This window comes from Sphingobium abikonense NBRC 16140 (assembly GCF_001598335.1).
GTDB classification, from domain to species: Bacteria; Pseudomonadota; Alphaproteobacteria; order Sphingomonadales; family Sphingomonadaceae; genus Sphingobium; species Sphingobium abikonense.
In genome coordinates this window covers 175,471-198,975 of the sequence record NZ_BCYT01000003.1, presented here as the reverse complement: position 1 = coordinate 198,975, position 23,505 = coordinate 175,471, and the positions used below count along the sequence as shown (strand labels likewise).

Annotated in this window: 22 protein-coding genes; 8 read left to right on the top strand and 14 right to left on the bottom strand. The window is 64.3% G+C overall.

The window, feature by feature from the left end; genetic code table 11:
- Positions 1–24 precede the first annotated feature (24 nt).
- Together SAB01S_RS04795 and SAB01S_RS04790 are read right to left on the bottom strand one after the other, a co-directional pair.
- Positions 25–1,719 carry a cation acetate symporter gene (locus tag SAB01S_RS04795; protein ID WP_062731971.1) on the bottom strand — a complete coding sequence of 565 codons (1,695 nt, stop codon included), beginning with the start codon at positions 1,717–1,719 and terminating at the stop codon, positions 25–27.
- The gene (locus SAB01S_RS04790; RefSeq protein ID WP_169802549.1) at positions 1,716–2,033 is read right to left on the bottom strand and encodes a DUF485 domain-containing protein; all 318 of its coding nucleotides are present in this window, start codon (positions 2,031–2,033) and stop codon (positions 1,716–1,718) included. Before SAB01S_RS04790 ends, SAB01S_RS04795 begins: the two co-directional genes overlap by 4 nt.
- Positions 2,034–2,223: 190 nt before the next feature.
- On the opposite strand from SAB01S_RS04790, the gene SAB01S_RS04785 reads away from it, so the two are divergent.
- The 3 genes from SAB01S_RS04785 to SAB01S_RS18585 all read left to right on the top strand — a co-directional run bounded on the left by SAB01S_RS04785 (position 2,224) and on the right by SAB01S_RS18585 (position 4,435).
- Positions 2,224–3,432, top strand: coding sequence for a toxic anion resistance protein (locus tag SAB01S_RS04785; protein WP_062731970.1), 1,209 nt, complete (start codon positions 2,224–2,226; stop codon positions 3,430–3,432).
- A 118-nt stretch (positions 3,433–3,550) separates the two neighbouring features.
- On the top strand, positions 3,551–4,261 hold the full coding sequence (locus tag SAB01S_RS04780; protein WP_062731969.1) for a hypothetical protein: 711 nt from the start codon (positions 3,551–3,553) through the stop codon (positions 4,259–4,261).
- An 18-nt stretch (positions 4,262–4,279) separates the two neighbouring features.
- Positions 4,280–4,435, top strand: a complete 156-nt coding sequence (locus SAB01S_RS18585) for a hypothetical protein (RefSeq protein WP_009822724.1) — start codon at positions 4,280–4,282, stop codon at positions 4,433–4,435.
- Here SAB01S_RS18585 and SAB01S_RS04775 read toward each other — a convergent pair whose 3' ends face one another.
- The 11 genes from SAB01S_RS04775 to SAB01S_RS04730 all read right to left on the bottom strand — a co-directional run bounded on the left by SAB01S_RS04775 (position 4,436) and on the right by SAB01S_RS04730 (position 15,226).
- Positions 4,436–4,744, bottom strand: a complete 309-nt coding sequence (locus SAB01S_RS04775) for a PilZ domain-containing protein (RefSeq protein WP_062731968.1) — start codon at positions 4,742–4,744, stop codon at positions 4,436–4,438.
- A 78-nt stretch (positions 4,745–4,822) separates the two neighbouring features.
- On the bottom strand, positions 4,823–5,548 hold the full coding sequence (locus tag SAB01S_RS04770) for a class I SAM-dependent methyltransferase (protein WP_062731967.1): 726 nt from the start codon (positions 5,546–5,548) through the stop codon (positions 4,823–4,825).
- Complete coding sequence (gene prfB, locus SAB01S_RS04765; RefSeq protein WP_031298914.1) at positions 5,548–6,675, bottom strand: peptide chain release factor 2; 1,128 nt, start codon at positions 6,673–6,675, stop codon at positions 5,548–5,550. The genes SAB01S_RS04770 and prfB overlap by 1 nt, the downstream gene beginning before the upstream one ends.
- A 109-nt stretch (positions 6,676–6,784) precedes the next feature.
- A complete protein-coding gene (gene yihA, locus SAB01S_RS04760) occupies positions 6,785–7,432 on the bottom strand; it encodes a ribosome biogenesis GTP-binding protein YihA/YsxC (RefSeq protein WP_062732105.1) in 648 nt (215 codons plus the stop codon).
- A gap of 139 nt (positions 7,433–7,571) precedes the next feature.
- Positions 7,572–9,278 (bottom strand): membrane protein insertase YidC, encoded by a 1,707-nt coding sequence (yidC, locus tag SAB01S_RS04755; protein ID WP_062731966.1) that lies wholly within the window; start codon positions 9,276–9,278, stop codon positions 7,572–7,574.
- A 34-nt stretch (positions 9,279–9,312) separates the two neighbouring features.
- On the bottom strand, positions 9,313–9,525 hold the full coding sequence (gene yidD, locus SAB01S_RS04750) for a membrane protein insertion efficiency factor YidD (protein ID WP_062731965.1): 213 nt from the start codon (positions 9,523–9,525) through the stop codon (positions 9,313–9,315).
- A complete protein-coding gene (gene rnpA, locus SAB01S_RS04745; RefSeq protein WP_062732104.1) occupies positions 9,522–9,917 on the bottom strand; it encodes a ribonuclease P protein component in 396 nt (131 codons plus the stop codon). The genes yidD and rnpA overlap by 4 nt, the downstream gene beginning before the upstream one ends.
- 35 nt (positions 9,918–9,952) lie before the next feature.
- Positions 9,953–10,087 (bottom strand): 50S ribosomal protein L34, encoded by a 135-nt coding sequence (gene rpmH / locus SAB01S_RS18035; RefSeq protein WP_021227954.1) that lies wholly within the window; start codon positions 10,085–10,087, stop codon positions 9,953–9,955.
- A 171-nt stretch (positions 10,088–10,258) separates the two neighbouring features.
- The gene (locus SAB01S_RS04740) at positions 10,259–11,026 is read right to left on the bottom strand and encodes a DsbA family protein (RefSeq protein ID WP_062731964.1); all 768 of its coding nucleotides are present in this window, start codon (positions 11,024–11,026) and stop codon (positions 10,259–10,261) included.
- Between the two features lie 2 nt (positions 11,027–11,028).
- The gene (locus SAB01S_RS04735) at positions 11,029–12,378 is read right to left on the bottom strand and encodes a M48 family metalloprotease (RefSeq protein WP_062731963.1); all 1,350 of its coding nucleotides are present in this window, start codon (positions 12,376–12,378) and stop codon (positions 11,029–11,031) included.
- 124 nt (positions 12,379–12,502) lie between these two features.
- Entirely contained in the window at positions 12,503–15,226 is a 2,724-nt protein-coding gene (locus SAB01S_RS04730; protein ID WP_218016145.1) for an Rne/Rng family ribonuclease, read from the bottom strand.
- Between the two features lie 509 nt (positions 15,227–15,735).
- Here SAB01S_RS04730 and SAB01S_RS04725 point away from each other — a divergent pair.
- Both SAB01S_RS04725 and SAB01S_RS04720 read left to right on the top strand, forming a co-directional pair.
- The gene (locus SAB01S_RS04725) at positions 15,736–17,013 is read left to right on the top strand and encodes an N-acetylmuramoyl-L-alanine amidase (protein ID WP_062732102.1); all 1,278 of its coding nucleotides are present in this window, start codon (positions 15,736–15,738) and stop codon (positions 17,011–17,013) included.
- A 62-nt stretch (positions 17,014–17,075) separates the two neighbouring features.
- The gene (locus SAB01S_RS04720; RefSeq protein ID WP_062731962.1) at positions 17,076–19,619 is read left to right on the top strand and encodes a penicillin-binding protein 1A; all 2,544 of its coding nucleotides are present in this window, start codon (positions 17,076–17,078) and stop codon (positions 19,617–19,619) included.
- A 29-nt stretch (positions 19,620–19,648) separates the two neighbouring features.
- Here SAB01S_RS04720 and SAB01S_RS04715 read toward each other — a convergent pair whose 3' ends face one another.
- Positions 19,649–20,524: a class I SAM-dependent methyltransferase gene (locus SAB01S_RS04715; RefSeq protein ID WP_062731961.1), complete on the bottom strand. Its 876-nt coding sequence runs from the start codon at positions 20,522–20,524 to the stop codon at positions 19,649–19,651.
- Between the two features lie 104 nt (positions 20,525–20,628).
- Between SAB01S_RS04715 and SAB01S_RS04710 the strand changes: the two genes are divergently transcribed.
- The 3 genes from SAB01S_RS04710 (at position 20,629) to SAB01S_RS04700 (ending at position 23,335) form a co-directional block, all read left to right on the top strand.
- On the top strand, positions 20,629–21,036 hold the full coding sequence (locus SAB01S_RS04710) for a DoxX family protein (RefSeq protein WP_174525616.1): 408 nt from the start codon (positions 20,629–20,631) through the stop codon (positions 21,034–21,036).
- 68 nt (positions 21,037–21,104) lie between these two features.
- Positions 21,105–23,153, top strand: a complete 2,049-nt coding sequence (locus tag SAB01S_RS04705) for a carbon starvation CstA family protein (RefSeq protein ID WP_062731960.1) — start codon at positions 21,105–21,107, stop codon at positions 23,151–23,153.
- Positions 23,150–23,335, top strand: coding sequence for a YbdD/YjiX family protein (locus SAB01S_RS04700; protein WP_157078282.1), 186 nt, complete (start codon positions 23,150–23,152; stop codon positions 23,333–23,335). The genes SAB01S_RS04705 and SAB01S_RS04700 overlap by 4 nt, the downstream gene beginning before the upstream one ends.
- The last annotated feature ends 170 nt before the right edge of the window (positions 23,336–23,505 follow it).

The window sequence follows — 23,505 nt, the reverse complement described above, 5'->3', positions numbered from 1 at the left end:
CGGTGGCGATCCACCGCCCTTTTTTTAATGGTCGCTGGCGGTAAAAGCGCCGATCCCCGTTTCGGCGCGGACGCGCTGCGCTGGGTAGCCCGCCTTGTCGATCGCCGCGCGGGGCGAGCGGTCGACCAATGAAATGAGCCAGATGGCGAGAAAGCCTGCCGGCACCGAGACAATCGCGGCCGAACTGTAAGGGAAAGGCGCGTCCCCCAGGGCAAAGGTCGTCGTCCAGACCGCCGGCGACAGCAGGGTCAGCACGAAGGCCGTCAGCAACCCGATCGTCCCGCCCCACGCCGCGCCGCGCGTGGTGCAGCCGCTCCAGAGCAACGAGAGGATCAGCACCGGGAAATTGCCCGACGCGGCAAGCGCGAAGGCGAGGCTGACCATGAACGCCACATTCTGTTTTTCGAAAACGAGGCCGAGCAGCACGGCAAGCGCGCCGAGCGCCAGCGTCGTGATCCGCGACACGCGCAGTTCGTCGGCGGAACTGGCCTGCCCGTGGCGCAGAACCGTGGCGTAGAGGTCATGGCTGACGGCCGAGGCGGCCGAGAGCGTCAGGCCCGCGACCACGGCGAGGATCGTGGCGAAGGCGACCGCCGAGATAAAGCCGAGGAAAGCATTGCCCCCAATCGCATGGGCCAGATGGATCGCCGCCATGTTGCTTCCGCCGCGCAAGGCCCCTTGCCCGTCCAGATAGGCGGCGTTGGTCCCCACCAGCAGGATCGCGCCAAAACCGATGATGAAGGTCAGGATATAGAAATAGCCGATCCAGCCCGTTGCCCAGAGCACGGACTTGCGCGCCTCCTTTGCGTCCGGGACGGTGAAGAAGCGCATCAATATGTGCGGCAGGCCCGCCGTGCCAAGCATGAGGGCCAGGCCGAAGGAGATGGCCGATACAGGGTCCTTGATGAAGCCGCCGGGGGCCATGATGGCGCGGCCCTGCGCCAATGCCTGGTCCGCGCTGACGCCGGTGGCGAGCGCAGCCTGCGTCTTCACCTCGACCGCGCGGGCGAAAAGGGTTTCCAGGCTGAAGCCCGCCTGCGCCAGCACCATCACCGCCATGAAGCTGGCGCCGCCCAGCAACAAGACAGCCTTGATGATCTGGACCCATGTGGTCGCGCGCATGCCGCCGAACAGGACATAGAGCATCATCAGGCCGCCGACGATCACGACGGCGGCGGCATAGGGCAGGCCGAACAGCAATTTGATGAGTTGTCCCGCGCCCACCATCTGCGCGACAAGATAGAAGCTGACGACCAGCAACGTGCTGACCGCCGCGAAACTGCGGACCGGGGGCTGCGCGAAACGGTAGGAGGCAACATCGGCGAAGGTGAAGCGACCAAGGTTGCGCAGCCGCTCCGCCATCAGGAACAGGAGGATCGGCCAGCCGACCAGAAAGCCGGTGGAGTAGATGAGGCCGTCATAGCCATCGGCAAATATCTGCGCCGATATGCCGAGGAAGGAAGCGGCGGACATATAGTCGCCCGCCATGGCGAGGCCGTTCTGGAAACCGGTGATGCCGCCACCCGCCGTATAGAAATCCGATGCGGTGCGCGTGCGCGCGGCCGCCGCCTTGGTGATCCAGAGCGTCAGGCCGACAAAGGCGACGAACATGGCGATCGCCACCCAGTTGATCGGCTGGCGCTGCGCCTCCCCCTCCAGCGCGGCGGCAAAGGCGGACGCGGGCAGCAGCAGCGCCAATGCGGCGATGAGCGCCCTCATGCGCCATGATCCCGAAGTATGGCGGCCATCTGCGCATCATGATGGCGATTGGCCTGCCGCACATAGACGCCGGTCAGCGCGATCGCGAGCAGGATGAGGCCAAGGCCGAGCGGAATGCCGAGCGAGGTGACTCCGGCGCCGACCGGCATGGCCAGCAGCGCGGGGTGAAAGGCGATCAGCAGCAGATAGCCGACGAAGGCGATGAAGATGATCGCCGAAAGCGTCCAGCCCAATTGCGATCGGCGCGCCACCAGCGCTTCATAGCGTGGATCGGCCGCAACCGCAGCCGCCAGCCTGTCCTGTTCGTCCTGCATCGACGCGCTCCCCCTTCCCATCATGCGGCGAGCATCGCCATATGGCGGCATGCTAGCCCGGCGGCGGACGATTGCAATGGCGGGGGCGCAGGCCTTATAGCAGGTGCTGGAAAAATTGCGCAGACTTGCGACCTACTGTTTTATGCACATATAACAGTTGATGCCGCCCTTGGGCTTATCAGGAGATGACATGGCTTCGACCGCGCCCACCGCTACCGCCGACCCGCTCAATCTGACGCCGCCCGATCCGGTGCCGGCGGTCGCGCCCGACAAGGCCGCGGGACTGGTGCCGATCGACGAGGAGAAGAAGTCGAAGCTGGACGAGAAGGTCGACGCCTTTGTCGAGGACCTGGTCGCGCAGGACGCCAATTCGCCCGAATTCGGCAAGCGGGTGGACCAGTTGACCAATATGGGGCGCAAGGAGATTGCCGAGGCCGCCGGGCACAGCAATCGCTTCCTTGACCGGCCGGTGCGCGCGATGGACAGCGACAGCAAGGTCGGGGCGGACCTGGCCGAATTGCGCCGCACGGTCGAGGATTTGGACCCGGGCAAGCGCGGCAGTTTGCTGGCGCCGAAAAAGCTGTTCGGCATCATCCCCTTCGGCAACAAGATGCGCGACTATTTCGACGGCTATAAAAGCGCGCAGGGCCACATCAACTCGATCCTGGGAAGCCTCGCCAGCGGCAAGGACACGCTGATCAAGGATAATGCCGCGATCGATGTTGAGCGGCAGAACATGTGGGCCACCATGGGTCGTCTGGAACAGATGATCCATATCAGCAAGACCATGGACGCGCGGCTGGAAGCCAAGGCGATGGAGATGGATTCGATCGATCCGGCCAAGGCCAAGGCAATCCGCGAAAGCGCGCTTTTCTACATCCGTCAACGCACGCAGGACCTGCTGACGCAGATGGCGGTGACGGTGCAGGGCTATCTGGCGCTGGACCTGGTCAAGAAGAACAATGTCGAGCTGGTGAAGGGCGTCGACCGCGCGAGCACGACAACCGTGGCGGCGCTGCGCACGGCGGTGACGGTGGCGCAGGCGCTGGTCGGGCAGAAACTGGTGCTGGAACAGATCACCGCGCTCAACACCACCACCGCCAACATGATCGACCGGACCGGCGAACTGCTGAAAAGCCAGACCGCGCAAATCCATGAACAGGCAGCATCGAGCACGATCCCGATCGAGACGCTGCAGCGCGCCTTCCAGAATATCTACGACACGATGGACAATATCGACACGTTCAAGATGAAAGCGCTGGAGAATATGAAGACGACGGTGAATACGCTGTCGAACGAAGTGGAGAAGTCCAAGGGCTATATCGCGCGGGCGCAGGGCCAGGCGCAGGCGGCGCAGGAAGCGCGTGTCGACAATCCGCTGCTGAGCGCAATCGAGTGATGATATCAATGTCTCTCCTGTTACCGTTCGGGCCGAGCCCGTCGAAGCCCTGCTTTTTCTTTCAAGACAGGACAGCCCTTCGACAAGCTCAGGGCGAACGGATGCCGGCGCCTTGTCTATGAGCCGATCCGACCGCGTGCTGGCGGATGCCGAAGCCGTGCTGCGCCGTCACAGCGAGCGCGGACGGAGCCTGTCGGCGCGCGCGCGCGACCGCCGCAATGCGTCGATCATGCGGCGGCTGGGGCGGATTGGCGCCGCGATCTTCGTCATCCTGATGGGCGCGATGATCGCCGGATGGTTCCTGCCGCTGGGCACCAATGGCGTGATGATCGTGCTGGGGCTGTTGCTGATCGCGACATTGTTCTTCGCGCTGCTGCCCGGCGATCGCCCAGTCAGTGCCGAGAAGCTGGCGCAGACTGAACTGCCCGCCCTCCCCCTCAAGACCGAAATCTGGCTGGAAACACAGCGCAAGGCACTTCCCGCGCCGGCCGTGACGCTGGTCGACAGCATCGGCGTGCGGCTGGAGACGCTGGCGCCGCAATTGGAGCGGCTGAACGAGCAGGACCCGGCGGCGCTGGAAATCCGGCGCTTGCTGTCGGACCATCTGCCCGAGCTCGTCACCGGCTATCAATCCATCCCGGCGCCCATGCGAAGGGAGGAGCGCAATGGCCGCGTACCGGAAAAGCAGCTGGTCGAAGGATTGACCGTGATCGACGCGGAAATCGCGCGCGTGACCGAGAGCCTGGCAAGTGGCGATCTGGACAAGCTGGCGACGCAAAATCGCTTTCTGGAGCTGAAATATCAGGAAGCCAAGGATCTGGGCCGTTAGTTCCGGCCTGAATCCGTCATGATCCACCTGACCCTGATCATCGTCGATTTTCTGACCGGGCTGCTGGCGGCCGGGGCATGGGCGCTGGCGTCGGCCGGGGGCGCGATCGCGGCGGTCGTGGGCGGCGGCTTTCTGGGACTGTCGATGGTGCGGCGCTGGCGTCGGAAAAGCTGATCAGCGCTGTTGCAGGACCCGCTCTATGACAGGAGCGGGCAGCGCCGCATCGAAATGAAGTCCGAACCGCTTACCGCCTGCCCATACGACCCGGCCTGCAACGCCCAGACAGTCGGCGTCGATCAGCACGCGATCGCCCGCACCGAACGGCGTATCGCTGTGGCACAGCGCGCCGGTTGCCGACAGGTCGAGCAAATGCCCGCGCATGGATGCGCCATCGCGCCACAGAGAAACGGGTTCGAATAATTTGTGGCGCGGCGCGCGTTCAGGACCGAAAGTCAGTCCCGCTCTGGGTTCACTCTGCGTCATGCATGACCTCCCGAGCGCACTGTAACGCATCGGCAGGCACATGGGACCATCTTTTCAGCCTGACCCTTGCGTTAACCTTTAGGATGGCTGGTTGATCGTGCAGGGGACGATGGCGGCTGGGTCCGGTCGGGCGACGATGCGGCGAAAGCGCGCGAAATAGCCCCCGGCCGTTGGTTTGGGGATCAGTTCTTCCATACGGAAACCCATGGTCGCAAGTTCACAGGCCAGCAGGCGCGGCGGCGTGCCGTGCTGATCGGTCGGCCGATCCGCATCGACGACGATCAGTTCGCCGTCGGGCTTCAGCGCAGGGCTGAGATGCCACAGGAAGGCGTAAGGCTCGGCGATCTCATGATACATATGGACCATCAGAATGCGGTCGAAACTGTTTTCGGGCAGGCGCGGGTCTTCGGGCGCGCCCAGCTTGACGCTGACATTGTCCCATTCCTCCCGCGTGATGCGCCGCGACAACGCCTCTATCACTTCGGGCAATATGTCCTCGGCCAGGACCCTGCCGGTCGGGCCGACCCGCTGGGCCAGGCGCACCGTATAATAGCCTTCGCCAGCGCCGATGTCGGCGACGGTCATGCCAGGGCGGATGCCGGCCCGATCCATGATATCCTCCGCCTCGTTGACGCGATCGCGCGCTTCCTCGCTGGACCAGCGGGTCGACACGATCGGTGCTACCGGCCGATCGGCGCGCGGAAAATCGCGGGCGGCGACAGGGCGCTGGGAGGCATTGCCACCGCTCAACTGGTCGCAGGCGGACAGGAGGACGAGCGCGCCCGCCAGTGCCGCCCGGATCATCAGTCGACATCCTCCACATCGACCTTTTCGCCCGTCACCTTCTGGCTGAGCGCGGCCGCCATGAAGGGATCAAGCGCGCCGTCCAGCACATCGTCGGGCGATGTCGAGGTGACGCCGGTGCGCAGGTCCTTCACCAGCTGATAGGGTTGCAGCACATAGGATCGGATCTGGTGGCCCCAGCCGATTTCGGTCTTGGCCTGATAGTCGCTCGACGCCGCTTCCTCCCGCCGGCGCAGTTCGGCTTCATAGAGGCGAGCCTTGAGCATGTTCATCGCGGTGGCGCGGTTCTTGTGCTGCGAGCGGTCATTCTGCGACGCGACGATGATGCCTGAGGGAATGTGGGTGATGCGGACGGCGGAATCGGTGGTGTTGACGTGCTGCCCGCCCGCACCCGAAGCGCGATAGGTGTCGATCTTGAGGTCGCTTTCCTTGACCTCGATATCGATGTCGTCGTCGATCACGGGATAGACCCAGACCGACGAGAAGCTGGTGTGCCGGCGCGCGCTGCTGTCATAGGGGCTGATGCGGACCAAGCGGTGGACGCCGCTTTCGGTCTTGGCATAGCCATAGGCATTTTCGCCCTTGAACAGGAAGGTCGCAGACTTGATGCCGGCCTGATCGCCAGCCTGATAATCGACCAGTTCCACCTTGTAGCCGCGCCGTTCGGCCCAGCGCCGATACATGCGGCTGAGCATTTCGGCCCAGTCCTGGCTTTCGGTCCCGCCAGCGCCGGCGTGGATTTCCAGATAGGTGTCGTAGCTATCGGCCTCACCCGCCAGCAGCGCCTTGATCTTGTCTTCATCGGCCCGATCGGCCAGCGCCTTGAGCGCCGCAACCGCTTCGTCCACCATCCCCTCATCGCCCTCGGCCTCGGCCATCTCGATGAGTTCGGCGGTGTCGGTCTTTTCGCCCTCGATCGCGCGGGTGGCGCCGATCGCGCTGTCGAGCCGGGTGCGTTCGCGCATCACCTCCTGCGCCTGCTTGGCATTATCCCACAGGGTCGGGTCCTCGACGCGGGCGTTGAGTTCATCCAGCCGGCGCAGCGCGCGGTCCCAGTCGAGCGACTGGCGCAGCAGGGCGAGCGCGGCATCGATACGGTCGATATATTGCTGCGCTTCGGCGCGCATGGTCATGTCTCCAATAGGCGGCGCGGGGCCGTGTGCGGCCGCTGTAGCGGGTTGCGGCCGTCTTGTCGAAAGCGGGTTACTTCGCGATGTGCAGGCACTTCGTCAAGGGTCAGCCCTGCGTCACGCTTTCCAGCACGGCGGCGCGCAGTTCGGGCAGCCCCATGCCCTTTTCACTCGACGTGGCGATGATGTCGGGATGGGCGGCCGGACGCTTGCGGATGGCGTCGGCGGTCTGCTGCGTCACAGCGGCGAGCGCGCTCGCCTTGATCTTGTCCGCCTTGGTCAGGACGATGCGATAGCTGACCGCCGCGCCATCAAGCATGTCGAGCATGTCGGTGTCGACATCCTTGATGCCGTGGCGGCTATCGATCAGCACCAGCGTGCGCTTGAGTGCTGCCCGCCCACGCAGATAGTCGTTCACCAGGAAACGCCATTTCTTGACCATGTCCTTGGGCGCCTTGGCATAGCCATAGCCCGGCATGTCGACGAGGCGGAAACGCAGCGGATCGCCCACGTCGAAGAAATTGAGTTCCTGCGTGCGACCTGGCGTGTTGGACGTGCGCGCCAGCCCATTGCGGTTGGTGAGCGCGTTCAGCAGCGAGGATTTGCCCACGTTCGAACGGCCCGCGAAAGCGACCTCGTTCACCGCCATGTCGGGCAGGAATTTGAGGTCCGGCGCGGATTTAAGGAAGGCGATCGGCCCGGCAAAGAGCCTGCGCGCGTCTTCGATCAGGGCAGTGTTGTCTTGCTCGGTCACACTCATTCTCCGTTCGCCCTGAGTAGCCGCTGAGCTTGTCGAAGCGGCGTATCGAAGGGCCGAAGGTCGCAATGCTCCGATACGGACCTTCGACTTCGCTCAGTCCCCACTCAGCACGAACGGGACTTGAGAGGTATATTTACTTCGCCGGCACCGCTGCCGCTGGCACCGGATGCTTGCGATAGAGCCACCACTGCTGCGCCATCGACAGGCAGTTGTTGGTGATCCAGTAGACCAGAAGGCCCGCCGCGAAGGGCGCCATGATGAACATCATCATCCACGGCATGATGCCCATGATCTGCTGCTGCATCGGGTCCATCTGCGTCGGATTGAGCTTGAACTGGAAATACATGCTGATGCCCAGCAGCAGCGCCAGCACGCCGATGCCCAGGAACGCGGGCGGCGTGAAGTCGAGCAGGCCGAAGAGATTGAGGATATGCAGCGGATCGGGCGCGGACAGGTCCTTGATCCATAGGACGAAGGGCTGGTGGCGCATTTCGATCGTCAGCATCAGCACCTTGTAGAGCGCGAAGAAGATCGGAATCTGGATGAAGATGGGCAGGCAGCCGGCGAGCGGATTGACCTTCTCCTGCTTGTACAGTTCCATCATCTTGAGCTGCAGCTGCTGCTTGTCGTCCTTATGCTTTTCCTGCAGCGCCTTCATCTTGGGCTGGAGCGCACGCATCGCCGCCATGCTGGAAAACTGGCGCTGGGCGATCGGGAACATGATCGCGCGCACGACGAACGTCAGGCAGATGATGGCGACGCCGAAATTGCCGATATGTTCGAACAGCCAGTGCAGCAGGGCGAAGATCGGCTTTTCGAACCAGTAGAACCAGCCCCAGTCGATCGCCCGGTCGAACAGCGGCACGCCGGCGTCCTGATAGGCTTCGAGCGTCTTCACTTCCTTGGCGCCGACGAACAGGCGCTGCGTCTGCGTCACCGCCTTGCCGGGCGCGACCATAGTGGAGCCAAGCGCGACATCGGCCTGATATTGCGTGCCCGCGCCCTTGCGGAACTGGCCGGCAAAGTCGGCGTCGGCAGCCGGCACGAGAGCAGACAGCCAATATTTGTCGGTAAAGCCGATCCACCCGCCCTTGGACTGGAAGCTCTGGACCGACGGCCCCTTGTCCAGATCCTTGTAATTCACGTCATAATTGGCCGCGCCGTTGAACACGCCCATCGGTCCGACATGGATGGTCCAGGTATCGGGGTCCTTGGGAATGCCGGTGCGGCTGATATAGGCATAGGGCTTGACGCCGACCGTGCCGGCGCCGGTGTTCGACACCTTCTGCGCGGCGGTGATCATATAATTGTCGTCGACCGACAGGCGGATTTCGAAGAGCTGCCCAGCGCCATTGTTCCAGCTGAGCGTTACCGGGCTAGTGGGCGTTAGCGCGCTGCCCTGCGCGGTCCACAGCGTGTTGCGATCAGGCGCGCGCAGCCCTTCGCCCTGCCAGCCGAAACCGGCAAAATAGGCGTCCTGCGTGCCCGAAGGGCTGTAGAGACGGACGTCCGGCGAATCCTTGGCGATCGTTTCCTTGTAGGTCGGCAGCACGATGTCGTCGATGCGCGCGCCCTTGAGGTTGATCGAGCCAGTCAGCTTGGGCGTGCGAATGGGAATGCGCGGGCTTTCCTTGAGCACAAGCGCACGGTCGCGGATCGCGGCGGGGCTGTCGGCGGCGGGGTCAGCATCGGGCCGGGCGACGGGGACCTGCTTCCCGCCCTCGATCTTCGTTGCGGGCGGATTGGCCGTGGGGAAGAAATAGTTGGAAAGATAAGGCCAGCCGAACAGAATCGCCGCGGTCAGCAGCACCGCCAGGATGATATTCTTCTTGTCGTCCACGCTTTTGCGCTCCGCCGTCTTGTGATCTGTCGTTTCAGGGGATCGGGTCGTGGCCCGACCCGCCCCATGGGTGGCATCGCATTAGCCGCTTGAACCCCAGCCAGCTACCCTTGATCGCGCCATATTTGCGCACCGCCTGAATCGCATATTCCGAACAGGAGGGCGCATAGCGGCAGGTGGGCGGCAGGATGCGCGACGGGCCAAGTTGCCAGAAACGCGCGATCAGGATGAGCAGGCGCGCGATCATCGGGACTTAGCCGGGGCTCTGGTTCCGGAAGATTTTCCCTTGCAGCGGGACGGGTCGCGCGGCGCGTCGACCGGCCGCGTCATGATCTTGCCCAGCGCCTTTTCTAGTTCGCCGCGCAACAGGGCAAAGTCCCGCTCAATCCCCCCTTCCCGGCCGATCAACACATGATCGGCGCCGGCTATGCCAAGGGTAGGCAGCAATTCGCGCGCCAGAACGCGAAAACGGCGCTTCATCCGGTTGCGGATGACAGCGCCGCCAATCTTTTTCGTGACCGTGATGCCATAGCGCATCGCCGGATCACCGTCGCCGCGTTCGCGCACCAGCAGGACAAAGCCCGGCATCGGCGCGCGTCGCCCGCGATTCGCCGCCAGAAAATCCGCGCGCCGGACCATGATGGCCGGCGCGGCGGGCTGATCCGGCGATGATGTCAGGCGCAGAGATTCTTGCGGCCGCGGGCGCGACGGGCGCGCATCACATTGCGGCCGCCGGGGGTCGCCATGCGGGCGCGGAAACCGTGACGGCGCTTCCGAACCAGATTGCTCGGCTGAAAGGTGCGCTTCATCGTTCATTCCTCAAAAACAACAAGAGAATCGGGTGTGACAAAAAAGGGCCGCTTACGCAGCGGCCGCCAGTCAGGGGGCGTCCGATAGGGAAAAGGGATGGGGAAGTCAATGGCGGGGCGGCACCGCATCTCTTCATTTCATGTTCCTGCGTTCGCAGAAACAGGATGCCGCTACTTTCCGCGCGCGCTCGCCACGCCCTCCTTGAGCGCGTCAAAGCCGACCGCACCGCTTAGCACCTGATCGCCGATGACGAAGGTAGGCGTGCCGGTCGCCTGCAATTTCTGGGCGAGCGCGATGTTCGACTGGATTTCCGAATCATATTTGCTCGACGCCATTGCCGCTTGCGCATCCGCCTTGCTGATGCCGGCCTTGGCCGCGGCCCCCAGGATGGTGTCGCGCGTCACGCGCCCGGCGGCATAGAGCGCCTTGTGATAGGGCATATACTGGCCGCGCTCGGCCGCCAGCAGCGATACCTTGGCCGCATCGCCGCTTTCTTCCGACAGGATCGGCAGTTCGCGATAGACGATCTTCACCTTCTTGTCGGACCCCACCAGCTTGCCAAGGTCGGGCAGCGAGGCGCGGCAATAGCCGCAGGCATAGTCGAAAAATTCCACCACGGTCACGTCGGCGTCCGCTGCCCCCTCCCATGCGCCGGCATAGGGGGTTTCGAGCGCGCTGCGATTGGTGTCGATGACGCTGGAAAGACGCTTGGATTGCAGCTTCTCGATCGCCTGCGGGATGATTTCGGGATGCTCCAGGATATAGTCATGGACGATCTGTTCGATCGCAGCTTTGTCCGTGGCGCCGACGCTGGCGGTAGCCTGGACGGCGAGCGCGGCGCCGGCGGCGGCCGCGATGAAGGCGAAGGCGCCAAGGGTCATCTGGATGGTCCTGTTGGCAAGGGCGGCGCGAAAGCTCGGCCGGGTCTGATCTGTCATTGCTATCTTTTCTTCCGCTGCTGCTCGACCGCGGCACGCGACGTCATGGCGATATCCTGCGCGCGCAGATAGTCAACCGTGCCGGGTTGCAAACCCTGCACCGCGACGTCGGCGCTACGCAGCGCCAGATTATGATCGCCCATCATCGCATAGCGTTCCGCCGTGGCGAGCGCGGCGCGCGGCGTGTCGCCGCGCCGCTCGTAAACGACGCCCAGCTGATACCAGGCGAAGGGATTTTCGCGGTCACGCTGCACGGCGACCCGCAGCACTTGTTCGGCCTCCGCGAAATTGGCCGGGTCTTCGGTCGCGATGAGGGCGTGGGACAGGAGCACGGAAATCAGCGGCTGATTGGTGATCTTCACCGCTTCGCGCAGCGGCGCGATGGCGTCGGCCGGCCGGCCGCTTTCCAGCAGGATCTGGCCCTTGAGTTCCAGAAAATAGGGGTCATGCGGCTCCGCTGCGAGCAGCGCATCGGCCTCCGCCAGCGCCTTTTGCGGATAGGCGCTTTTGTGCCAGGCATAGGCGCGGGCATAATGGGCCGGCAGCGACTGGTCGCTTTCGGGATATTTGATGAGCGTCTGCTGCGGTTCAGACACGAAACCGATCAGTTTTGCCTTGATCCGTTCGAACCGCGCCTCCAGCTGCGGGTCGACCGGCCTGTCCCAGGCGGGGTCGACCTCATAGACCTCCCGCAGGACGCTGATGCGTTCGCCCGACAGCGGGTGGGTGCGCCCGTAGCTATTGTCCTGCGGAATGGCGAGGCGATATTCCTGGTTCTGCAGCTTCTTGAAGAATTCCAGACTCCCCCGGCCGCTGATCCCGGCGGTGTGGAGATACCGCGCGCCGGCAAGGTCGGCGGAGCTTTCCTGCGCGCGGGAGAAAGCGAGAAACTTGCTCATCGCCGCCTGCTGGCCAAGGCCCATGATGCCCATGCCCGCTTCCGCGCCGCCCGCTGCGATCGCCGCCGCGCCGAGCACGAGGCTGAGCAGGGTGACGCTGGTCGCGTCTTTGATCCCCTCGCCCGAGCGGATGATGTGGCCGCCCTCGATATGGCCCAGTTCGTGCGCGACCACGCCCTGCAACTGATTCACATTGTCCGCCTGGGCGATCAGGCCGCTATGCACCCAGACATATTGGCCGCCCGCGACGAAGGCGTTGATTTCCGGGTCGTTGATGACGAGGACCTGGACGTTCTTGGGCGTCATGCCCGCCGCCTTGACCAGCGGCGCGGACATGTCGGCCATGAAGGCTTCGGTTTCAGCGTCGCGCAAAATCTGCTGCGCGAGCGCCGGGCGCGACATCAGCGCAAGCGACGTCAGCGCAAGGGCCAGGAACTGGAGCAAACGGGCCATGGATGCCAGCCCTTGCCATGGGCGTCCTGAACGCGCCGTGAAGCGGGACGCAAGGAAAAGCGCCGCTGCGCACCGGTAAGGACCGGACGGGCAGCGGCGCTTCATCATTCAACCCTTCGCGTGCTTACTGACCGAAGGTGCGCTGCCACCAGCCGCGCCGGGGCGTGCCATCGGCATCCTCGCCGCCTGCGTCGTCGGCGGCGCCGGCTTCGGCTGGAACCGGGTCCGGCGAACCGGTCGGTTCGGACGGCGCGACAGGCGCAGCTTCAGCCGGGGCTTCCGGTGCGGCTTCGGCGGCAGGATCCGCCGCTTCCGCTTCGGCAGCCACCACCTTCTTGCGACGCGTACGCTTGGGCTTGGCGGGCGCGGCGTCCGCCTCAACTGCTGGCGCATCTGCTTCAGCCGCCTCGCCCTCGCTCGCCACCGCCTTCTTGCGACGCGTGCGCTTGGGCTTGGCCGGTGCGGCGTCCGCTTCGGCTGCTGGCGCAGGCTCTTCGGTCGCGGCCGGAGCAGTGTCGGACGGAGCCTCGGTCGCTGCCTCAGCAGTGTCAGCCTCCGCTTTCTTGCGGGCGCGCGGACGCCGACGCGTCTTGGGCGCGGGCTCGGCCGCTTCCTCGCTCACCGGCTCGGCGACAGGCGTTTCTACGGCAGCCGGCTCTTCAACCGGCGCCTCAGCATCGGCCGCAGCCGTTGCATCGTCCTGCTCGATCGCAGCGGTTTCGCCCGCTTCGCGCCGACGGCGGCCTCCGCGACGACCACGACGCCCGCGACGACGCGCGCCGCCTTCGTCACTGTCGGCGTCGCTTGCGGGCTCGGCGCCTTCGCGATCGTCGGCTTCTTCGCCTTCATCCGTATCGGTCTCGTCACCGGACTCGGCGTCGCCAGCCTCGGCTTCCGATCCGGCATCGCGCTGCTCGTCGCGCTGGCCACCGCGGCGACGGCGACGGCGACGGCGACGGCGGCCGCCTTCACGATCCTCGTCCCCCCTGTCGCCCCGCTCCTCGCGCTCGGCGCTGCCTTGGGCGTCCTCGACCTCTTCGATGTCGTCTTCGTCCTCGGGCAGGTCGATATCGTCATCATCCTCGACCAGCGGCGCATAGGTGACGACACGTTCCGGGCGCGGCCCGCTGGCTTCGACCGACATGCGCGCGCCTTCGATCTCGCCATCGGGTAGGATTTCGATACGCACGCCATAGCGCTGCTCGATCTCGTCCAGTTCGCGACGCTTGTTGTTGAGGACGTAGAAGGCCGCTTCCTGGCTGGCGCGCAGGGTGATGAGGTTGCCGCGACCGCGCGCCGCTTCCTCTTCCAGCATACGCAACGCGCTGAGGCCCGCCGACGACGCGGTGCGGACAAGGCCGGTGCCCTCGCAATGCGGGCATTGGCGCGTCGACGCTTCCAGCACGCCGGTGCGCAGACGCTGGCGGCTCATTTCCATCAGGCCAAAGCCTGAAATCCGGCCGACCTGAATGCGGGCGCGATCGTCCTTGAGCGCCTCCTTCATTGCCTTTTCGACCTTACGAATGTTGGAATTCATCTCCATGTCGATAAAGTCGATGACGACGAGGCCCGCCATGTCGCGCAGACGCAACTGGCGCGCAATCTCGCGCGCCGCTTCCAGATTGGTGGCGACGGCGGTCTGTTCGATGCCATGTTCGCGCGTCGACCGGCCAGAGTTGATGTCGATCGACACCAGCGCCTCGGTCGGGTTGATGACCAGGTAGCCGCCCGATTTGAGCTGAACGACCGGATTGTACATCGCGGCGAGCTGATCCTCGACACTCGCGCGCTGGAACAGCGACACCGCATCGGCATATTGCTTCACCCGCCGGGCATGGCTCGGCATCAGCAGCTTCATGAAGTCCTTGGCGGCCTTGTAGCCATCCTCGCCCTCGACGATGACTTCCTCGATGTCCTTGTTGTAGATGTCGCGGATGGCGCGCTTGATGAGGTCGCTGTCATTGTGGATCAGTTCGGGTGCCGACGCCTGGAGCGTCTTTTCGCGAATCTCGTCCCACAGCCGCGCGAGATAATCGAAGTCGCGCTTGATTTCCGGCTTGGTCCGCTGAAGCCCCGCCGTGCGAACGATGCACCCCATGGAAGAGGGCAGGTTCATTTCCGCGATGATGGTCTTCAACCGCTTGCGATCGGCCGCGTTGCTGATCTTGCGGCTGATGCCGCCGCCATGCGACGTGTTGGGCATGAGCACGCAATAGCGGCCCGCCAGCGACAAATAGGTGGTCAGCGCCGCGCCCTTGTTGCCGCGCTCTTCCTTCACGACCTGCACCAGCAGCACCTGGCGGCGCTTGATGACGTCCTGGATTTTGTAGCGGCGACGCAGCGCCATGCGCTTGCGGCGCAGTTCGTCGGCGGCCTCATCGCCATTCTTCCCGCGCTTGCGGCGGCCACCCTTGGCGGCTTCGGGAGCCTCGTGCTCGGCGTCCGCCTCGGGCGCTTCCTCATCCTCATGATGATGGGTCGCCTCGACCAGTTCGACGCCATCCTCGCCCGCGTCCTCATCATCCTCGATCTCGGCGCGCAGGGCAGCTTCTTCCTCGGCATGGGCCCGCTCTTCCTGGAGCAGCGCCTCACGGTCCTCGCGCGGGATCTGATAATAATCGGGGTGGATTTCGCTGAAAGCCAGGAAGCCGTGGCGGTTGCCGCCATAATCGACGAAGGCGGCCTGGAGCGAAGGCTCCACGCGCGTCACCTTGGCCAGATAGATATTGCCTTTGAGCTGCTTGTGCTCGGCCGATTCGAAATCGAACTCCTCGATCCGGTTACCTTTGACGACCGCGACCCGGGTTTCTTCCCGGTGACGCGCATCGATCAGCATACGCATTGTCATTTATAAGTCTCCGGCGTGCGCGGGCTGCGGCATGACGCCGCGCCGCCACGCGATAAGAAAAGGGTGCCGGCCAGCGCGCGCCATCGGGCGCGGCGCAGGCAAGCATCCGGTTTTGAAGGAAAATCTGCGCGTCTGCTGCATCGGCAGGGCCGGACAAGGCGCCGGGCCGCACCATCCACGCCGCCATGCCCGTCACCGGGGCAAGCGTGGATGGAAATTCATGCCTCATGCAGCGTCAACCTGTTCTGTCTCGCCCGCACAGCAGCGGGCGCTCGTTTCACCTGAAGACCGGTCGCAAAAACGACAATTCTTGCAGGAATGGGAATGGTTAGCAGTCAATAGCGCGGGCGGCAACGGCTGGTCGAAATATTATGTCCCGGTGCGCACTCGACGTTCGGACCATGGCCGGTCATGGTGAAAATGACGTTAACCAGCTCATTTTACCGGGTTAAAAGAGGGCGATGCTTAATCGGGTGTTCAGCGTGGGGACGCTGGACGGGTCAACGTCGATGATATTTGGCTGGACGGCCGACAGGCCTGCGGTGCACAAGCGGCGCATGTTGCAAAGCCTTGCCCTGGCAAGCATTCTTCTTTCCTCCCCCGGCCAGGCGGGGGGCATCGCCGGCGTCGATGTGCAGGGGGACCGGGTGGTGGTGCGTTTCGATGAGCGGGTGGAGGGCGCGTCCGCCTTCCTGCTCGACGGGCCGCAGCGCATTGCCCTCGATATCGATGGCGCGCAGACGGGCCGCTTTCCCTTTTCACCAGGCAATGGCACGGTCGCGGGCGTGCGGCAGGGGCAATTGAGCCCGGAGCGCGCGCGTGTCGTGCTGGACCTGGCAAGCCCGGCGACGCTGGCCGACGCGCGCATTGCACCGGACGGCAAATCGCTGAGCTTCGCGATCCAGGGCGTGAGCGACAGCCGCTTTCGCAGTGAATTGGGTCGCGGGCGCATGGCGTTCGATGCGCCGGCGGACATGGCCGCACGGCCGCAAAAGCGGTTGCATTCGATCACCGTGCCGATCCCACCCGCCGCGCGCGGCGTCGCCCTGCCGCCGGTGCAGGGCGTCAATGACGGCGCGCGGCCGCTGGTGGTGATCGATGCGGGCCATGGCGGCCATGATCCCGGCGCCATCAACAAGGACAATGGCAAACGCGAAAAGGACGTGACACTGGCGATCGCGCAGGCGATCCGCGACCAACTGGTCAGGGGCGGTCGGGTGCGCGTCGCCCTGACGCGGGACGATGATCGCTTTCTGGTGTTACAGGAACGCTATGGCATTGCGCGCAAGATGGGCGCGGACCTGTTCATTTCGATCCATGCCGATGCGGCCGAAAATACTGATGCCCATGGCGCGACGGTCTACACCTTGTCGGAAACCGCGTCGGACCGGGAAGCCGCGCGCCTCGCCGCGCGCGAGAACAAGGCCGACATCATCAACGGCGTCAATCTGGGCGGCCAGTCGGGCGACGTGTCCTCTATTCTCATCGATTTGACGCAACGCGAATCGCTCAACATATCGTCCAGTTTCGCGCGGCTGCTCCAGCGTGAGGCTTCACCCTATGTACCCTTCCGCAGCGCCTATCATCGCTTCGCATCGCTGATGGTGCTCAAGGCCCCGGACACGCCGTCGATCCTGTTCGAAACCGGCTATATCAGCAATGAGGCGGACTCCGCCTTCCTGTCCTCGCGCGAGGGGCAGCAGAAGATCGCACGCGGCGTTGCCAAGGCGATCGAGGTGCATTTTGCGCGCAAGCTGGCGATGAGCGGGGTTGCGGCGGGCGGCTGAAGGCGCGACCCGTCGAAACGCCACTGGCCTTGGCCGCGATTTGATCCTAGAGCCTCTTCCCCATGGAAGAGGCCCGTTCCGATACCGCCCCGACATCCTTCGCCTATCGCCTGCGCCGTGACGCGGGCGGCGTCATGGACCGGATACGTCCGCTATGGGGCCGGAGGCTGTTTCGCTGGTTGGCGATCCTGCTGGGCGGGTTTCTGCTGGCAAGCTTCCTGTTCTGGCTGATTTTCGCGCGCGGCCTGCCCGATGCAGCGACCTTGCTTGAATATGAGCCGCCGCTGCCCACCATGGTGCGCGACATCAACGGGCAGCCGGTGCACAGCTATGCCCGCGAACGGCGGGTGCAGTTGCAATATAGCGATTATCCCCCGCTGCTGATCCGCGCCTATCTGGCGGCGGAGGACAAGACGTTTTTCGAGCATCATGGCGTCGATTTTCCCGGCTTTGCCGGCGCGGTGGCCGACTATGTCAGCAAGCTGGGGTCGGGGCAGCGCGCGCGCGGCGGGTCGACCATCACGCAGCAGGTGGCCAAGAACCTGCTGATCGGCGACGAATATTCGCCCACCCGCAAGGTCAAGGAGATGATCCTGGCCTGGCGCATGGAAAATGTGCTGTCAAAGCAGCAGATATTGGAGCTCTACCTCAACCAGATTTTCCTCGGCCGCAACGCCTATGGCGTTCAGGCAGCCGCGCGCGCCTATTTTGACAAGGATGTCGCTGACCTCAGCCTGCCTGAAATGGCCTATCTGGCGATCCTGCCCAAGGGGCCGGCCAATTACCGTCCCGAAAGCGAAACCGGTCACGCCCGCGCGATCGAGCGGCGCAACTGGGCGCTGGGCGAAATGGAGCGCAATGGCTGGATCACCGCCGCGCAGCGCGCACAGGCGCAGGCGCAGCCCTTGGGCACCGTGACCGTCCGCGGTTCCAGCTTCGATGCGCGCGCGGGCGGCTATTATATGGAAGAGGTGCGCCGCCGCCTGATCGACCGGTTCGGCGAAAAGGCGACGGACGGCCCCAACAGCGTCTATGCCGGCGGCCTGTGGGTGCGCAGCCCTTATGACCCGGTGGCGCAGGAACGCACCAAGGATGCGCTGCGCAACGGATTGCTGCGCTTTGGCGCGGGGCGCGGCTGGTCGGGTCCGGTGGGCCATATCGACCCTGACCGGGGCTGGGCGCGCGAACTGGCCGCCAGCTATGTCGGTGTCGATTATGAAGGCTGGCGCGTCGCCGTGGTCATCGATCGATCATCGTCTCAGGCGCAGATCGGCTTTTCCGACGGCAGCACCGGCACCCTGCCCGCGTCGCTGGCGCAGACGCCCTATCGCCGGACCGGTGGCCCCGCCTTTTCCGCGCTCAAGGCGGGCGACCTGATCGTCGTCGCAAAGAATGGCGCCGACTGGGCGCTGCGCACCATTCCCGAAGTGTCGGGCGGCATGGTGGTGCAGGAAGTGCATTCGGGCCGCATCCGCGCGATGCAGGGCGGGTTCGATTCGCGCCTGTCTTCCTATAACCGCGCGACCCAGGCCCAGCGCCAGCCCGGCTCCACGATCAAGCCCTTCGTTTATGCCGCCGCGCTGGACAATGGCATGACGCCCGCGTCGATCATCGTCGATGGACCGCTCTGCGTCTATCAAGGCGCGGGATTGGGGCAGAAATGCTTTCGCAACTTCTCGGGCGGCAGCGCCGGGCCGCAGACGATGCGCTGGGGCGTGGAACAGTCCCGCAACCTGATGACGGTGCGCGCCGCCAGCCAGACCGGCATGGACCGGGTCGTGCGCACGATCAAGGCGATGGGCATCGGCGATTATCAGCCCTACCTCTCCTTCGCGCTGGGTGCGGGCGAAACGACGGTGGAGCGGATGGTCAATGCCTATGCGACGCTGGCGAACCAGGGAAAACAGAACCCGTCCAAGGTCATGGATTATGTGCAGGACCGGCGCGGCAAGGTCATCTGGCCCGAACGCTGGCGTCCGTGCGACGGGTGCAACATGGCCAATTGGGACGGCAAGCCGATGCCGCGCTTCGGCTTTGAAGGGCGGCAGGTGATGAACCCGATGACCGCCTATCAGGTCGTGCATATCGCCGAGGGCGTGGTGCTGCGCGGCACCGCCACCGTGCTGGCCGATCTCAAGCGCCCGCTGTTCGGCAAGACCGGCACCACCAATGGCCCCACCAATGTCTGGTTCGTGGGCGGATCGCCCGATTTGGTGGCAGGTGTTTATGTCGGCTATGACAAGCCCCGAAGCCTGGGCGGGTGGGCGCAGGGCGGCCGCATCGCCGCGCCGATCTGGAAGGCGGCGATGGCGCCGATCCTGGAAACCATGCCCAAGACGCCCTTCGTCGCACCGGCGGGCATCCGCATGGTCACGATCGACCGTCGTTCGGGCAAGCGCGTCTATGGCGTGTGGCCGACCAACGATCCCAAGCCCGCAGTGATCTGGGAAGCGTTCAAGCCCGAAACCGAGCCGCGCCGGTCGATCCGCAAGGAAGAGGCCGAGGCGCAGGCGAAGGCTGCCGATGCCAAGGCGGCAGCCGCCGTGGCGCGCGGGCGTCAGCGCACCGACGCCGACTTCCTGCAGGACCAGGGCGGGATTTACTGACGGGCACCTCCCGTGAGGAGGCGCCCGCTTTATTTATGCAGGATGGTGTCGGAACCGGACACCATCAGCTGGGACAATTCATATCCCGGCGGCGCATCCGTCAGGTCATGCTGGCGGCTGATGAGCGTCCATATGTCGCGCGAAAAGCCCGCCGCCTTGACGTCGCGATAGAACATGTCTGCCGAATAGCGGTTCAGCGTCAGATATTCCTTCCACATATGGTTGAGGATCATGTCAGGATGAACGACGGTCTGCTCATGCGCCGTCTTTTCGATGATGGCGCGCATTGCTGCCCGGTCATGCGTCAGATGCGCGAAAGGGACAGGCACGAAGTCCGACAGATGACTGCCGAAATAGGAATGGAACCAGGGAAAAACCTTGATGAAGGCGATGCCGCCTGTCTTGAGCACGCGCTTGATTTCGGCCAGCACGGCCGGGACATCGGCGACATGCTCCATCACGCCCCAGCAGAATATGATATCGAAATGCTCGTCGGGAAACGGCATGGACTTGCCGTCATAGACGACAGCGGCGACGCGATCCCTGAAATTAGTAGCGTCGGGGAAACCACCATCGACCAGGGTCTTGAGGCTTTTGTCCGGGTCCGGCGTGGTGATATCCAGACCGACGACCTGTTCGGCGCCGCGCGAGGCGAGGCCATAGGTCATCAGCATCTCGCCGCACCCCAGATCCAGGATGCGTTTCCCCTCCAGACTGCCGATGGCCGCCACGAATTCATCGACGACGCCGACATAATGGGTGCGGACCCACTGGTTCATGTCGGGCAGGAAACTGATATCCTCGTCGCTGTTCTTTGGCTGGTCGGCGACGGGCGGTTGCTCCGTTTTCGCTTCACCGCTCTTGAATTTGCGCGCAATATGCCGCCGTATCGATGATAGTCGCAAGTCGTCAGTTCCTTCGTGGCGCGCCAAAGACAGTCGGATACTCTAAATATGTCTCTGCCAGCCCCGGCATGATGAAGGATAGACCTTTTTTCGATCGGGATGGGATGATCGCTGATAGCCGCCCCCGCCGGATCGCCCGCGCCGTCCTGGCATTGGCCTATCTGATCGCAGGGGTGGCGCATTTGCGGACGCCGGGCGGGTTCATCGCGATCACGCCAGATTGGGTGCCCTATCCCGCCACCGTTATCTGGCTGACTGGCATCGCCGAAATCGCCGGGTCGATAGGCCTGATGCTGCCGCCCTTTCGCCGCGCCGCGGGCATCGGGCTGGCGCTTTATGCGCTGTGCGTATGGCCGGCCAATATTCATCATGCGCTCAGCGACATTCCGCTGGGCGGCGTGCACTTGAGTTGGTGGTATCATGGACCACGACTGGCGCTGCAACCGGTCATTATCTGGTGGGCGCTGTGGGCGAGCGGCGTCATCGACTGGCCTTTTGCGCGGCGGCGCTAAGGCGGTTGTCTTTGCCGCCCGCCCCCCTAGGGTGACGGCAAATCTGTGAACAAGCGGAGCGAGGCGGCGTGACCCGGCATATTCCCTGGATAGTGACAGCCATTATCGGCGTCGTGGCCCTGACCGTGGTGGCGATATCACGGGGGGAAAGCGTCAACGCGCTGTGGATCGTCGTCGCAGCGGTCAGCTGCTTCCTGGTCGCCTACCGCTATTATGCGCTGTTCATCGCCCGGCACGTCATGGGACTAGACCCTGCGCGACCGACGCCTGCCGTGCGCCGCGCGGACGGCCTGGATTATGTCGCGACCGACCGCAGCGTCCTGTTCGGTCACCATTTCGCGGCGATCGCGGGCGCGGGGCCGCTGGTCGGACCCGTGCTCGCCGCGCAGATGGGCTATCTGCCCGGAACATTGTGGATCATCTTCGGCGTGGTGCTGGCCGGGGCAGTGCAGGATTTCATGGTCCTGTTCATTTCCATGCGCCGCGACGGCAAGTCGCTGGGCGAACTCATCCGCGTGGAAATGGGCCAGGTCGCCGGTACGATCGTCCTGTTCGGCGCGTTCATGATCATGGTCATCATCCTGGCGGTGCTGGCGCTGATCGTGGTCAAGGCGCTGGCCGAAAGCCCCTGGGGCATGTTCACAGTCGCGGCGACCGTGCCGCTCGCCATGGCGATGGGGGCCTATACGCGCTGGATCAGGCCGGGGCGGATCGGCGAGGTGTCGGTGCTGGGCCTCATCGGCCTGATCGCGGCGATCGTCTACGGGCAGGCCGTGGCGCAGTCCCCCATCTGGGGGCCGGCCTTCACCTTCACCCCGGTGCAGCTCTGCTGGATCCTGATCGGCTATGGCGCGGTGGCGTCGGTACTGCCGGTCTGGCTGTTGCTCGCGCCACGCGACTATCTGTCGACCTTTCTCAAGATCGGGGCGATCGCCGCGCTCGCCATCGGCATCGTCATCATGGCGCCGCCGCTCCAGATGCCGGCGCTGACGCGATTTGTCGCGGGCGACGGGCCGGTTTGGGCCGGCGGCCTGTTCCCCTTCCTGTTCATCACCATCGCCTGCGGCGCGGTGTCCGGGTTCCATGCGCTGATTTCGAGCGGCACCACGCCCAAGCTGATCGCCAGCGAAGCGCATGCGCCGCTGATCGGCTATGGCGCGATGCTGATGGAGGCGTTCGTGGCGATCATGGCGCTGGTGGGCGCATCGATCCTGGACCCGGGCATCTATTTCACGATGAACAGCCCGACGGCCCTGATCGGCACGGACGCCGCCAGCGCATCCGCCGCCGTCACCGCGATGGGCTTTCCCATTTCAGCCGATAGCATCGCCCAGACGGCGCGAGATGTGGGCGAACATACGATCATCAGCCGCGCGGGCGGCGCACCCACGCTGGCGGTGGCTATGGCGGAGATTTTCAGCCATGTCGTGGGCGGGCCGGCGATGAAGGCTTTCTGGTATCATTTCGCCATTCTGTTCGAGGCGCTGTTCATCCTGACCGCCGTCGATGCGGGCACGCGGGCGGGTCGTTTCATGTTGCAGGACCTGATCGCCCTTGTCGTCCCGGCATTCAAGCAGAGCGAGAGCCACATGCCCGGCATCATCGCCACCGCCCTGTGCGTCGCGGCCTGGGGCTTTTTCCTTTATCAGGGCGTCACTGATCCGTTGGGCGGGGTGAATACGCTGTGGCCGGTATTCGGCATTTCCAACCAGATGCTCGCCGCGATCGCGCTGATGCTGGGCACGGTCGTGCTGTTCCGCATGAAGCAGGACCGGTTCGCCTGGGTGACGATGCTGCCCACCGCCTGGCTGCTGATCTGCACGCTGTCGGCAGGCTGGCTCAAATTATTTTCCGCTGATCCCAAGGTCGGCTTCCTGGCGCACGCAGCCAAATTCAGCGAGGCGGCAGAGGCTGGCTCGCTGCTTGGCCCGGCGAAAACCATGGACGAAATGCAGCGCATCATCTTCAACGACCGGGTCGACGCCGCGCTGGTTGGCCTGTTCCTCGCCGTCGTTCTTGCCATTTTGTTTTTCACCATCCGCAGTTGCATCGCCGCGCGCCGCAACGCCGCCCCTACGGCATGCGAGATTCCTGCCAGTCTGGCGCCAGCGCAATGACGGATTTATTCAGAAAGCTGCGCCAGGCGGCGCATATGATGGTTGGCATCCCCGATTATGACGCTTATCTGCGCCATATGGCCGACCATCATCCCGCCAAGCCGGTGATGGACCGCACCAGCTTTTTCCGTGATCGCCAACAGGCCCGATATGGCGGCCGCAACGGCGGGCGCTGCTGTTAATCTTGCAATTATATTACAATATTTTGCAGTTTTACGCTCATAAAGTTTAATACGGCCTCCGTTTTTTTATTGCTGTTTCCCGGCGCTCTGCTACGGGGCGGCCGTCTCTGGTGCCCGACAGCTTCAGGACATGCCCCCTGCCCATCCCTTGCGGCGGGGGGCATCCTCTT

Coding starts and splice junctions, on each gene's coding strand:
- SAB01S_RS04795 (WP_062731971.1), bottom strand. CDS start 1,719: ATGAGGGCGCTCATCGCCGCATTGGCGCTGCTGCTGCCCGCGTCCGCC.
- SAB01S_RS04790 (WP_169802549.1), bottom strand. CDS start 2,033: ATGCAGGACGAACAGGACAGGCTGGCGGCTGCGGTTGCGGCCGATCCA.
- SAB01S_RS04785 (WP_062731970.1), top strand. CDS start 2,224: ATGGCTTCGACCGCGCCCACCGCTACCGCCGACCCGCTCAATCTGACG.
- SAB01S_RS04780 (WP_062731969.1), top strand. CDS start 3,551: ATGAGCCGATCCGACCGCGTGCTGGCGGATGCCGAAGCCGTGCTGCGC.
- SAB01S_RS18585 (WP_009822724.1), top strand. CDS start 4,280: ATGATCCACCTGACCCTGATCATCGTCGATTTTCTGACCGGGCTGCTG.
- SAB01S_RS04775 (WP_062731968.1), bottom strand. CDS start 4,744: ATGACGCAGAGTGAACCCAGAGCGGGACTGACTTTCGGTCCTGAACGC.
- SAB01S_RS04770 (WP_062731967.1), bottom strand. CDS start 5,548: ATGATCCGGGCGGCACTGGCGGGCGCGCTCGTCCTCCTGTCCGCCTGC.
- prfB (WP_031298914.1), bottom strand. CDS start 6,675: ATGCGCGCCGAAGCGCAGCAATATATCGACCGTATCGATGCCGCGCTC.
- yidD (WP_062731965.1), bottom strand. CDS start 9,525: ATGATCGCGCGCCTGCTCATCCTGATCGCGCGTTTCTGGCAACTTGGC.
- rnpA (WP_062732104.1), bottom strand. CDS start 9,917: ATGGTCCGGCGCGCGGATTTTCTGGCGGCGAATCGCGGGCGACGCGCG.
- rpmH (WP_021227954.1), bottom strand. CDS start 10,087: ATGAAGCGCACCTTTCAGCCGAGCAATCTGGTTCGGAAGCGCCGTCAC.
- SAB01S_RS04740 (WP_062731964.1), bottom strand. CDS start 11,026: ATGACAGATCAGACCCGGCCGAGCTTTCGCGCCGCCCTTGCCAACAGG.
- SAB01S_RS04735 (WP_062731963.1), bottom strand. CDS start 12,378: ATGGCCCGTTTGCTCCAGTTCCTGGCCCTTGCGCTGACGTCGCTTGCG.
- SAB01S_RS04730 (WP_218016145.1), bottom strand. CDS start 15,226: ATGACAATGCGTATGCTGATCGATGCGCGTCACCGGGAAGAAACCCGG.
- SAB01S_RS04725 (WP_062732102.1), top strand. CDS start 15,736: ATGATATTTGGCTGGACGGCCGACAGGCCTGCGGTGCACAAGCGGCGC.
- SAB01S_RS04720 (WP_062731962.1), top strand. CDS start 17,076: ATGGAAGAGGCCCGTTCCGATACCGCCCCGACATCCTTCGCCTATCGC.
- SAB01S_RS04710 (WP_174525616.1), top strand. CDS start 20,629: ATGATCGCTGATAGCCGCCCCCGCCGGATCGCCCGCGCCGTCCTGGCA.
- SAB01S_RS04700 (WP_157078282.1), top strand. CDS start 23,150: ATGACGGATTTATTCAGAAAGCTGCGCCAGGCGGCGCATATGATGGTT.